This window comes from Sphingomonas phyllosphaerae FA2 (genome assembly GCF_000427645.1).
Classification (GTDB): Bacteria; Pseudomonadota; Alphaproteobacteria; order Sphingomonadales; family Sphingomonadaceae; genus Sphingomonas; species Sphingomonas phyllosphaerae.
Genome location: NZ_KE386571.1, coordinates 981,676 through 993,835 on the forward strand (window position 1 = coordinate 981,676; position 12,160 = coordinate 993,835).

A 12,160-nucleotide genomic window follows, 5' to 3' on the forward strand; every position below is an offset into this window, starting at 1 on the left:
TGACGTGACCCCAGTCTTTCATCCAGCGGCAACCAGAGACCGACCGGTGTTGTTGCGCATGAGCGCAGGTGAAGCAACGGACGGGGTTAACCCCGTCCGTTGCTGTTCGAGCCCGGCAGCGAACGCAGCCGGGGTAGCGTAGCCGAGCGACGAGTGCAGCCGCTCGGTGTTGTAGTCGTCGACCCAGCGCGCCAGGATCGAGCGGGCCTGACCGATGGTGAAGAACAGCGTCTCGTTGAGCAGTTCGTCGCGCATGCGACCATTGAAGCTCTCGACGAACCCGTTCTGCGTCGGCTTGCCCGGCGCGATGTAATGCCACTCGACGCCAACCTCACCGGACCAGGCGAGCACCGCGTTCGACGTCAGCTCGGTCCCGTTGTCGCTGACGATCATCGTCGGTTTGCCACGCTCGGCGATCAGAGCGGTCAACTCGCGCACGACCCGCCGGCCTGAGATCGACGTATCGGCCACCGCCCGGAGGCATTCGCGCGTCACGTCGTCGACGATGTTGAGCACGCGGAAGCGCCGGCCGGTGACGAGCTGGTCGTGCACGAAGTCCAGGCTCCAGCGCTGATTGGGGAGCGCCAGCACCGGCGCGGGCGCCCGTGCGCCAACCGCTCGCCTTCGCCCCTTCCGACGCCTGACCGTCAGCCCTTCCTCGCGATAGAGCCGCTGGGTCTTCTTGCGGTTGATCGTGATGCCATCCCGGCGAAGCAGGATGTGCAGCCGACGATAGCCGAACCGCCGGCGCTGCTGCGCCAGCTCACGCAAACGCGACCGCAGGTCGCCATCATCCGCCCGGCACGAGCGATACCGCATGCTCGTGCGGTTCGCTCCGATGACCATGCACGCCCGCCGCTCGCTCATCCCCAGCGTCGCCTGGAGATGGGCGACCGCTTGCCGCTTCGCGGCGGGCGTCACCACTTTTTTGACAGCAGGTCTTTCAACCCCGCATTGTCCAGCATCGTGTCCGCGAGCAGCCGCTTCAGTCGAGCATTCTCCTCCTCGAGCGACCGCAGACGCTTCGCGTCGGATACCTCCAGGCCGCCGAACTTCGCCTTCCAGGCATAGTACGTCGCGCTCGACATACCGTGCTTGCGGCAAAGCTCCGTCACCACTGCACCCGCCTCGGCCTCCTTCAGGATGCCGATGATCTGCTCTTCCAAAAACTGCTTCCGCTTCATTCCGTCCGTCCCTTCAAGGGCCGGTCTCTAGCTCCAACTGGATGAAGAAACGGGGGTCACGTCACTGTGGCACGCCCCCGCGCTATTCAACCGCGCACTTGCGAAGGAAGGATGGCACGTGGCGCAGCACCTGTCCTTCCTCATCGCGGCGCTGCTGTTCTGGACCGCGATGCTGCATCGGCGCACGCCGGGGGGGTGTGGCGGCATTGTGCCTCGTCGCGACCGCCATCGTGTCGGGCGCGCTGGGGGCGTTGATGGCGTTCGCTACCAGCCCTTGGTACGATGGCTATGCCAGCATGGGAATGGCGCCGTTTGGACTGACGCCGGCCGAGGACCAGCAATTCGCCGGGCTGTTGATGTGGGTGCCGGGCGGGCTGGTTCATGCCGGCGCGGCGCTGGTGCTGTTGCGCCGATTGCTCATCGACCAGGCAGCAGGCGCACGCCATGCCGGCTAGCCTCAAGTGGCTCGCTTTGCTGTTCGGCGCCACCGCGCTGGCGGCGCTTATCGCGGGCATTGCGATGTATGCCGAAACGCGCACCCGCAGCCGGATCATGGCGGAGCAGGTGAGCGGCGGCGACAGTAAGGCGGGCCGCCTCGCGATCGCCGCCTATGGCTGCGGAAGCTGCCACGTCATTCCGGGCGTCCCCGGCGCGACGGGGGTCGTGGGGCCGAGTCTCGACAAGCTGGCGATACGCGCGACGATCGCTGGGCGGCTTCCCAATGCTCCTGCGGCGATGGAGCACTGGCTGCGCCATCCGCAGACGGTGGTGCCCGGCAACGGCATGCCCGAGCAGGATGTCACGGCGCGGGACGCCCGAGACATGACTGCGTATCTCTACACGCTCGACTGAACCGGCGTGAGGTGCCCGGAGGTGACCGGCTCTTGCGGCGCCGATCACCTGGCGTGGACGTGTTGATCGATCGGTCCTACGAAGCTGGCACACCCTGCGCCGCGGGCAGTGTGACGATATCGGAGGATTCTGCCCAGAGGTTGATCCCGCCATCCGCGGCCGCCTTGTCAATGGCGAAGAGTTCGTCGGTGGAGAAGTCGAGGGTCCGCACCGCGTCGAGCGAGTCGTCGAGCTGCTCGACAGTGCGCGCGCCGATCAGCGCCGACGTGACGCGCGAATCCCGCAATACCCACGCGATCGCCATCTGCGCCAGCGTTTGGCCACGCGCATTCGCAATTTCGTTGAGCGCCCGAATGGCGGCGAGGTTCTGCTCGGTGAGCATCGTCGTCGACAGCGATCCGCCGCGACCGGCGCGCGTACCCTCGGGTACGCCGTTCAGGTACTTGTCGGTCAGCATGCCCTGCGCCAGCGGAGAAAAGGCGATGCAGCCGGTGCCAAGATCTTCCAGCGTGGCGAGCAGCTCGCGTTCGATCCAGCGGTTCAGGATCGAATAACTGGGCTGGTGGATAAACAGCGGCACCTTCTCGGCAGCGAGGATTTGCGCCGCCTCGCGGGTCAGCCCGGGTTCGTAGGACGAAATGCCGACGTACAGCGCCTTCCCCTGCCGGTGTAACTGTACCAGCGCGCCCATCGTCTCTTCGAGCGGAGTATCCGGATCGACGCGGTGCGAATAGAAAATGTCGACATAGTCGAGCCCCATGCGCTTCAGGCTCTGGTCGCAACTGGCAATCAGATATTTTCGCGACGATCCGATGTCACCGTAGGGGCCAGGCCACATGTCCCATCCCGCCTTGGTCGAAATAATCAGCTCGTCACGGTGCGTGCGAAAATCGGTGGCGAGCACGCGACCGAAGTTTTCCTCGGCCGATCCGTAGGGCGGGCCATAGTTGTTGGCGAGATCGAAGTGGGTGACGCCACGATCAAACGCACGACGCAGGATCGCACGCCCGGTCTCGAACACGTCGCTGCCGCCGAAATTCTGCCAAAGGCCGAGACTGACGGCCGGAAGCCGCAGACCGCTTCGGCCCGTGCGTCGGTAGGGCATCTGGTCATCGTATCGTTGGGGCGAGGCGACATAGGGAGGATTGGACGGCATGAACGCTCCTTTCGTGCCCGTCCAACGCGTGACGATCGCAGCGTTTCATTTCCGCGGGGCGAACTCGTTATCTTGTGTGCATCAGCCGGCGCGGTCCGGTGCAACCAGCCCGTGTAAGCTTCGAGCGTCTGAGCGATCCGGCTGTAACCAACTCGTCTCAATTTGGATCATTTAACGGGCGCCCATCGTGGCCGTGGCTTAACCCTGTTTGACAAGGCATTAGCCTTGTTACAAACTAACACTAATACGGCAATAACAGGTCGCCGCTGCATGCGGTTGGGGGACAACGATGAGCAACGTGACGATCACCGACAATCTGACGAACTTCGGTACGGCCGGGACGACCGACGCCGTGACGGGTTGCGGATGCGCCTTCTGTGCGGCGATGGCGGGTAGCGGGTCCTCGACACCACACGTCACGAGCGACGCGGCGATCGCGCGCAGCGGCGCGGAAATGCTCACCCAGCATTATTCGGACCAGGGCTTCTATTACTACAGCGGCGACCGGAACATCGACGCGGTCCTGATCGGCTCGCGCTGGACCGCGACCACGCTCACCTTCTCGTTCCCTGGCAGCGGCGACGTGTACGGCGCCAATTACGATGCGGGGGAGAATACCCGGCATCTGCCGTTCAACGCCGCCCAGCAGGCGGCGGCGCGGCAGGCGTTCGATCTCGTTTCGGGCTATACCGGGCTGAAGTTCGTCGAGGTGGCGGCCGACGGCCCGGAGCGGCCGACCTTCCGCCTGTCGTCTACAGCGTCGGCCGGCGTCGGATCGGCGATGGGCTATTTCCCGCACACCGTCGACAACCTTGGCGGCGACATCTGGTTCGGGCGAACGGCTCAGCCTTATTACGAGGCGCCGCAACGCGGCAACTGGGGCTTCGTCACGATCATGCACGAGATCGGGCACACGCTCGGCCTCAAGCATGGTCATTCGGATTACACCGACGAGGATCTCGGCTCGTTCTTCGGTCTCGACGAAGCGTTCCACGGCACCCGCGCGCTGGAATATGATCGCGACGGACAGCCTTGGTCGATCATGTCGTACACGACCTCGCCCAACACCACCTCGACCTTCAACGGCGATCAGCAGAACCAGGCGCAGACGTACATGATGTACGACATCGCCGCGCTCCAATATCTCTACGGCGCCAATTACGCGACCAACGCCGGCGACACCGTCTACCGTTGGGACCCGAATACCGGGGCGCTGTCGGTGAACGGCGTGTGGCGCGATGCGCCTGCTGGCAACAAGGTGCTGGAGACCGTCTGGGACGGCGGCGGCAACGACACCTACGACTTCAGCAACTACACCGGCGACCTGTCGATCGACCTGCGGCCGGGCGGCTTTTCAACGCTGTCGAGCGCGCAGGTGGCCAACGCGCTCGCTTATGTGGATGGCGACGCGCCGATGATCGGCAACGTCGCCAATGCCCTCTTGTATCAAGGCAATACGGCGTCGTTGATTGAAAATGCGATCGGCGGCACCGGGAACGACCGGATCGTCGGCAACCAGGCCAACAACCGGCTGGAAGGCGGCGCGGGCGACGATCTGCTCGCCGGTGGCGCGGGCAGCGATATGCTGATCGGCGGCGCGGGCAACGACGTCGCCGATTTTTCGGATGCCAAGTCCGCGATCAGCATCACCTTCAACAACAACACCGCCGACATCATCGTCGCGAATGGTGACGATCGCGACGTGCTGCGTCAGGTTGAGGGCGCGATCGGCACCGCGTTCACCGATACGCTGATCGGCGATCGTTCGGACAATTTCCTGTCGGGCGGCAGCGGCGGTCGCGACTATCTGAACGGCGGCGCGGGCAACGATACGCTGGTCGGCGGCGGTGATACGATCGTCTATACCGATCGTCCCGACCTGATCGAGACGACGCCGTGGAATAACCAGTCGGCTGCGGGGGCGGTCAAGCTCGACGGCTCGTTCGATCTGGTGCGTTCGAACATCGTCACGCAATCGACCGAACTGCCGCACGCGACGGTGCGTGCGACCGGGCCCGGCGGCGGCGCGGATTACTACAGCTTCACCGCCGCTGCAGGCTCGAAGCTGATCCTCGACCTCGACAACGTGCCGCCGTCGATGACCGCAATCGAGCTGATCGATGCGCGCGGCAACGTGCTCGCGAGCAACTTCGGCGTTGATCGCACCGACGCCGGCAGCCGCTCTGGCGGAGCGCCGTGGCTGGAAGCGCTGATCCCGGCCGACGGCGTCTACTACGTGCACGTCGGCGGGATCTACGTCAGCTATGACGATCAGGGCGTGCCGGCCGATGCCTTGGGCGGCTTCGCCTACGACATGCCCTATATCCTCAATGTCTCATTAGAAAATGCGGCAGTACCGAGCGACGTTACGGCGGTCGGCTCGGCGCGCCTCTACGGCGGCGAAGGCGACGACCTGATGGTCGCGGCGAGCGGCGATGACCTGATCTCGGGCGGCGCCGGCAATGACACCCTGTCCTATGCCAAGGCCCGTGCCGGCGTGTCGGTCGACCTGACCGTCACAAAGGCGCAGAACACGGGTGGTTCGGGTACCGACACGATCAACGGCGTCGAAAACCTGATCGGGTCGCATTTCAACGATGTCCTGACCGGCACCGGGGGCGACAACGTAATCGCCGGCGGCGGTGGACACGATATCCTGAACGGTGGCGCAGGGCGCGATACCATTTCCTTCGCCGGGCTGGACCGCGGCGTGTCGTTCAGCCTCGGCGCGCAGGCGCGCGACCAATTCCTCCAGCCGGGATCGTCGGTGCTGGCGACCGGGTTCGAGGACATTCTGGGCAGCGCGGGCAACGACACGCTGATGGGCGACGCGAAGGCGAACGCGATCAGGGGCGGTGCGGGCGACGACGTGCTGATCGACAGCGCCAACGGCCAGTCGAACGGCACCGATACGATCGATGGCGGCGCGGGCTTCGACACGGTCAGCTTCTACACCCATGACACCGGCGTCTGGGCACGCTTGACCGGGCAGGGCAGCGGCGTGGTGACCGCGCGGGCGGACGGCGCGACGCTGGCGACCTTCAGCAATGTCGAGGCGGTCGAAGGCGGCTACGGCGACGACATGCTGATCGGCGATGCCGGGAACAACGCCTTCAGTGGTCGCGAAGGCTCCGATCTGCTGGTCGGCGGCGCTGGCGACGACACGCTGGACGGCGGCTTCGGCGACGACGTCATCGACGGCGGCACGGGCAACGACACCGCTGTTTTCGGCGGCAACGTCAGCCACTTCGTGGATCTGACTCGGACCGATCCCTACGATACCGGCGAGGGGACCGACCTGCTGTTCGGCATCGAGAACCTGCGCGGCGGAGCCGCCGACGACAGCTTCTTCGGCGACGCCAACGACAACATCTTCTACGATGCGGGTGGCGACGATCTCTACGTGGGACGCGGCGGTAGCGACACCGTCGATTACGCAAAGACTGGGGGTCTGCTGAGAGTCGATCTGACCGTCACGTCGCAGCAGAATACAGGGAGCGGCGGCTACGATCTGTTCGACGGGATCGAGAATGTCGTCGGCGGTGATCACGGCAACGTCCTGTCCGGCACCACCGCTGCCAACCGCTTGATCGGCGGCAGCGATGTCGACGTGCTGGTCGGCGGGCAAGGCGACGACTGGCTGGAGGGCGGCGACGGGGACGATATGCTGGTCGGCGACGAGAAGCTGCGGATCTCCAACGCCGTCGCGACGTCGAACAACGATACGCTGATCGGCGGGCGCGGCGCGGACCGGCTGATCGGCGGTGAGGGGGACGACCTGCTGCTCGGTGGCTCGGGTAACGACGTCCTGATCGGCGGATCAGCGATCGTTTCTCAATATGGCGACCATTTCGTCATCGATGGTCTGGTGCTGATGGACGGCGGGTTCGACACGCTGGACGGCGGCGAGGGCAACGACCTGGGCGTGCTCTATTATGACGGCCGCCGTGAGGCGATCCATCTCAACATGCAGGATCCGCAAGCGACGAACGTCGTCTACGCCGATGGCGTAGCGCACGGATCGGTGACCAGCATCGAGGCTTTGCGCTTCTACGGCGGCAATGGCGACGATTGGGTCGAAACCGCCGACGGCTATGACGTGCTGCAAGGCGGGGCGGGCAACGATCACCTGTCGGCGGGCGCCGGCGACGACATCGTGAGCGGCGGCGCGGGGGATGACTGGCTTGACGGCGGGATCGGCAACGACACCGTCAGCTACGCCAGCGCGACCTCCGGCGTGACCGTCGCCCTGCGGCGCACCGATGCGCAGGACACCGGCGGTGCCGGGATCGATACGATCCGCAACTTCGAAAACGTGACCACCAGCGCCTTCAGCGACACGATCTACGGCAACGATCAGGCCAATCTGATCCGCGACGGACTTGGCGGCGATGATCGCATCTATGGCTTCGGCGGCGATGACATTCTCGGTGTCGCGCGCACTTATGGTCAGGCACCGCAGATGGTGTATGTCGATGGTGGCGAGGGCAACGACCTGGTCGAATATTTCTCGATCCCGACCTTCAGCCGCTTCGTCGCGCCGCGTTTCTATCGCCAGACCGATACCGTGACGCTGATTGGCGGCATTGGTGACGATCGGATCAATATCGTCGGGCAGAAGACCGGCCACGTCGATGCGGGGGCGGGAGACGACATCGTCGCGATCGGGATCGGCGGTCTCAATCCGTCGACGCTGGAAGTGACGCTGGGGGCAGGGCGCGACACGCTGTCGATCCTCTACGCGGACAACTTCACCGGCGAGTTGGACCGGACGAACATCATCCACGATTTCGAGGCGGGTGCCGGCGGTGACAAGGTCGATCTGTCGTATATCCTCGGTGGCTGGTTCACCGGGCTCAATCCGTTCTCGATCGATCAGATGAAGCTGGTGCAGGACGGAACGAGCGTGCAGCTTCAGGTCGACATGGATCGGGCCGGAACGTACTTCCAGTGGCGCACGATGCTGACCTTCGAAAACACGAAGGTCGAGGATTTCACCGCCGACAATTTCTACCGCGTCGATGGCGACGGTGTGTTCACGCCGATCGTCGTGACCCCGTATGATCCGAAGGGTGGAGCGGCGACGCCGATCACCGGCGCGACCGACATCGTGCCGTTGTCGAACGCCATTCCCGATCTCTGGACGTCCGCCGATACGCTGGAGGGGCAGGCGGCAACGAGGCAGACCGACGCGGCACCGGTGACGGGCGCGGCCTTGACCGATCCGTGGATCGACGCTTCTGCCGTCACGCAGGCGACCCCGGCGGCGGCCTCGCCCGACTATGGTCTGGTCGCGGAAACCTTCGACCCGACGCAGCATTGGGCGCGCTTCGCAATGGATGCGCACCTGCATATCGCTTAAGGGTGAGCGGCCCCGGCATCACGCCGGGGCCGCCTTACATGTGGCGGCAGTGGCAACTGATTGGTGGGTGATCGGTGATCGCGCTCGTACCGGACGGTGCGCCAGAGCAGCATTTGCGACAGATCCCTGAACAAGGCCCGCCGAGTGCTCGCTCGCCCCGATGCCAATTGGGTGAGCTATCGCCCGTTCTACAGCCTAGTTGCCCGCTCGACCTGCAAGGCCGAGGTTCAGCTGTACTTACCGAGACGAGCGCGATGGCCTCGCCGGCAGGAAACGCCTATCTCGAGTTCAGTGGGGCGGGTGCGCGTTCACCGCTGGCCAGCGGTGGGCAGATGAAATGCAAGTGAGTGCCCAAGCAAACGGCCGCGAGTGGTCGCTTAAGCTAGTTTGAGCCGGGAGCGGTTAGTCGCGGTGTCGCCATTTGCTGTCCGCCCCGACAAAATCGCCTGTAATAGAAAAGGGATCGCGCGCAATGCCTGCGCGCGATCCCTTTCTTGTCTTACCGGTGATCAGGCGTGCTGCGCCTGCGGTGCTGCGCGACGGCGGGAGCGTAGCGCGGCGCCGGCCATGCCAAACCCCACGATCATCATCGCCCAAGTCGCCGGCTCCGGCACTGCCGCCGCCGTCGAGATCGTCAGCCGTGACGGCGTGCCGCCGGACACGGGCGTCAGGTCGAAGTTGCCGGTGTTGAAACGGATCGCGCTGCCCGCGATGCTGTACAGTGTCGCGCCGGAGAAAGCCGAGATGTCGCCCGAGTCGGCGTCGGTCAAACGCAGGCCACCGTTCTTCGAATCTGAAAAGAAGTCGATGTCAAAGGTCGGGCCGGTCGTACCTGACTGAAGCGAAGCGATGCCCGCATACACCAAGCCATCAGTGTCGTTCTGGTAAGGCGCGTCATCGCTGTCGATCGACCAGGAATAGTCACCGAACTGGAAGTCGAACTGCGCTGCCTCGGCCGGGATCGCCGCCAGGCTCGCCAGCGCGGCGACGCTTATCATCTGCCACTTTGTCATTACAAACCCCCCATTTCCATCAGCCCCTTCGATCAAGGCGCTAGAGTTATTATCTCAATATAACACCTCCGCACCGGTCAAGCATGATGCTGCCTTCCGTGGCGCTTTAATCGACGAACTGTCCGGTTTTGAGACGCGACGTTGTTTGCACGCAGCGTCGCTGCCTCATCCTCGCGATGAGGCCCGCGGTCCCATCAAGTCGGCCAAAAATTGGCGGACGGAAGCCGATCGTCCTTCATGGTTCCGACCGAGGGCGGATCGACATGGACGACCACCGGATGAGGCTTGAGCGACATGATCTTGCGTGTTTGCTCAGGATCGGCGAGCGACCGTGAAGGCTTGCCGATAAGATATCCCTGGATGGCGGAGCATCCCTCGCGCGCGACGATCGCCAATTGTGCCGGTTCCTCGATCCCCTCCGCGAGCACCGACATGTTCAGTGTGAGGCCCAGCGTCGCGACCGATCGTAGAATGGAGACGGCCTGCTCGTCGTGCTCGATCTCCGCAACGAACGAGGCGTCGAGCTTTATGCGGTCGAACGGGAACGACCGCAGCACATCAAGTGATGAATACCCGACCCCGAAGTCGTCGAGCGCGATGCCGATACCCATCGCTTTCAACGCCTTCAATTGCTCGAGCGCGAGGCGACGGTCATGGATGATCGCGCTTTCGGTCAGTTCGAGCGACAGTCGTTCCGGTGCAAGGCCGCTGTCGGCGAGGGCGGCGCGGACCGTCTCGATCAGGCGTGGGTCCGCCAGATGCATGGGGGACAGGTTGACGGCAACCGGATGCGTGTTCGGCCACAACGCCGCCTCGAAGCATACCCGTCGCAAGATCCAGATGCTCAACGCGACGATATCGCCGCTCTCTTCCGCCAGCGGGATGAACAATCCGGGCGGCACCATGCCTCGTGTCGGATGATGCCAGCGAACCAGCGCTTCATAGCCGGTAATGTCGCCTGACGGGATCGCTGCCTGAACCTGATAATGCATCTCGAACGCCGCAGCATCAAGCGCATGGCGCAGGTCTGCGATCAACTCGCGTCGTTCGCGAACCGCATCATCCATCTGTGGGTCGTAAAAACAGGGTTGCGACAAATGCGCGGACTTCGCCCGGTACATGGCGAGATCGGCCTTGGCGAGCAGCGCATCGGCGTCCCTACCATCGCAAATGGTCAGCGCGACGCCGATGTTCGCGCGGATGGATGCGGTAAAACGGTCGAGTTCGAACGGTTCGACGAAGGCGTGGCTGAGCCGGGCGAGAAAGTGCGTGAGGTGATCGGGATCGTCGTACGACATGACGGCGGCGAACTCGTCTCCACCGAGCCGTGCTACGAGCGCTCGGTCGTCCAGGATCGTACCCAGTCGCGCGGCCAAGGCGACGAGCAGCCGGTCGCCTGCTTGATGGCCATAGGTGTCGTTCACGACCTTGAACCGCGAAAGATCCAGCATCACCACTGCCATGCGAGGGTACCCGCCCTCCACCAGCAGCCGCCGCTCAAGTTCTTCGATGAAGCTCGTTCGGTTTGGCAGGTCCGTCAGTCCGTCGTGCATCGCCATCTGGCGAAGACGACGATAGGACTCGCTTTGCGTGTGTCCGTCGATCAGCGCGCTGATCGCGGCACAGCCGACGATGATGCAGGTGGCAACGGCAGTGGTGACCGCCAGCGCCTCCATCGTCAGGTCCGACAATCCGCTGCCAAGCTTCAATACCGTGATGTGCATCGCGGCCATGCCGGTGAAATGTAGCGCTGCGACGGCCAGGCTGAGCAGGCCGACCGCCCGGATGTTGGCCGCGCGCGTCGATGAGGTGAGGCTGTGGAAAGCGGCTGCGGTAAGCCCGCAGGAAAGCGCCACCGAGGCGGCGATGTAGCGCCCGTCCCAGGCGACGATACCATCCACCCGGTATGCCGCCATGCCGATATAGTGCATGAGCGCGATGCCGCCGCCGATCACAAAGCCGCCCAGCGCGCCGGACCATGAACAATGTCGCGCTGCGAGCGCGATCCCGGGTATGGCAAGGCACATGACCGCCAGCAGCGAAGCCAACGTCAATAAGGGATCAAGCACCACTGGCGCTGTCGCGCGGTAGGCCATCATCGCAACGAAATGGGTCGCCCAGACCATCGTTGCAGCACTGACGGCCGCGAGGATCACCCACCCAAGGCGGCTGTGGCCCGATGCGGCCCGCACGCGGCTGAACAATTGCACCGACGCAGCGGAGCCGATCAGGCAGATCAGCAGCGCCAACGCCACCAGCCGCAGATCGTGCTCCCGCGCGATACAAAGTGCGACGCTCGTCATCGAAGATCGTCCCGGGTCAATTGTTTCGTCCCACGAGGCAACGCAATGAATGCGCGTCGCGCCGAAGCCGTACGGCGCATTGCCTTGGCATTTAATGGTTTGCTAGTTCGAACGAACATGCAAAATTACAAAGACTTACAGACTATAATCTGCAAGGGAGGGAAGCTCTGCGCTACTTTGTTTGCCACACATTGCGCTCCTAATATGACGTGTGGGTCACCAGCAAGGCAAAGAGTTCGGCGGGCTGTTGTAAAAAATAGCTATAATAAAATGTGTTCTGCTGTCTAGAC

General features: G+C 63.9%; 7 protein-coding genes and 1 pseudogene. 4 read left to right on the plus strand and 4 right to left on the minus strand.

All coding sequences use genetic code 11. The features are described 5' to 3' along the window. Positions 1-18: 18 nt before the first annotated feature. Positions 19-1,184 (minus strand): IS3 family transposase gene (locus tag SPHPH_RS0105140; RefSeq protein WP_420329280.1). Its coding sequence is split into 2 segments (ribosomal slippage): positions 19-923 and positions 923-1,184, totalling 1,167 coding nucleotides; the frame shifts between segments, so codons are not numbered across the junction. 64 nt (positions 1,185-1,248) lie between these two features. Between SPHPH_RS0105140 and SPHPH_RS21765 the strand changes: the two are divergent. From SPHPH_RS21765 to SPHPH_RS0105155, 3 genes and pseudogenes are all read left to right on the plus strand, one after another. Continuing rightward, a pseudogene (locus SPHPH_RS21765) lies at positions 1,249-1,353 on the plus strand (cytochrome c oxidase assembly protein); the annotation flags it as partial. Between the two features lie 28 nt (positions 1,354-1,381). Further along, positions 1,382-1,639 (plus strand): cytochrome c oxidase assembly protein, encoded by a 258-nt coding sequence (locus SPHPH_RS20405; RefSeq protein WP_028965729.1) that lies wholly within the window; start codon positions 1,382-1,384, stop codon positions 1,637-1,639. After that, the gene (locus tag SPHPH_RS0105155; RefSeq protein ID WP_028965730.1) at positions 1,629-2,036 is read left to right on the plus strand and encodes a c-type cytochrome; all 408 of its coding nucleotides are present in this window, start codon (positions 1,629-1,631) and stop codon (positions 2,034-2,036) included. The genes SPHPH_RS20405 and SPHPH_RS0105155 overlap by 11 nt, the downstream gene beginning before the upstream one ends. 76 nt (positions 2,037-2,112) lie before the next feature. Here SPHPH_RS0105155 and mgrA read toward each other — a convergent pair whose 3' ends face one another. Then, on the minus strand, positions 2,113-3,192 hold the full coding sequence (gene mgrA / locus SPHPH_RS0105160; protein ID WP_037488124.1) for an L-glyceraldehyde 3-phosphate reductase: 1,080 nt from the start codon (positions 3,190-3,192) through the stop codon (positions 2,113-2,115). Between the two features lie 289 nt (positions 3,193-3,481). Here mgrA and SPHPH_RS0105165 point away from each other — a divergent pair, with 289 nt between their 5' ends. Continuing rightward, positions 3,482-8,554 carry a M10 family metallopeptidase C-terminal domain-containing protein gene (locus SPHPH_RS0105165; protein ID WP_028965732.1) on the plus strand — a complete coding sequence of 1,691 codons (5,073 nt, stop codon included), beginning with the start codon at positions 3,482-3,484 and terminating at the stop codon, positions 8,552-8,554. 509 nt (positions 8,555-9,063) lie between these two features. On the opposite strand, the gene SPHPH_RS21530 is transcribed toward SPHPH_RS0105165, so the two are convergent. Together SPHPH_RS21530 and SPHPH_RS18970 are read right to left on the minus strand one after the other, a co-directional pair. Beyond that, positions 9,064-9,603, minus strand: coding sequence for a PEPxxWA-CTERM sorting domain-containing protein (locus SPHPH_RS21530; RefSeq protein WP_238302906.1), 540 nt, complete (start codon positions 9,601-9,603; stop codon positions 9,064-9,066). A 158-nt stretch (positions 9,604-9,761) separates the two neighbouring features. After that, positions 9,762-11,870 (minus strand): putative bifunctional diguanylate cyclase/phosphodiesterase, encoded by a 2,109-nt coding sequence (locus tag SPHPH_RS18970; protein ID WP_051272844.1) that lies wholly within the window; start codon positions 11,868-11,870, stop codon positions 9,762-9,764. Between the last annotated feature and the right edge of the window lie 290 nt (positions 11,871-12,160).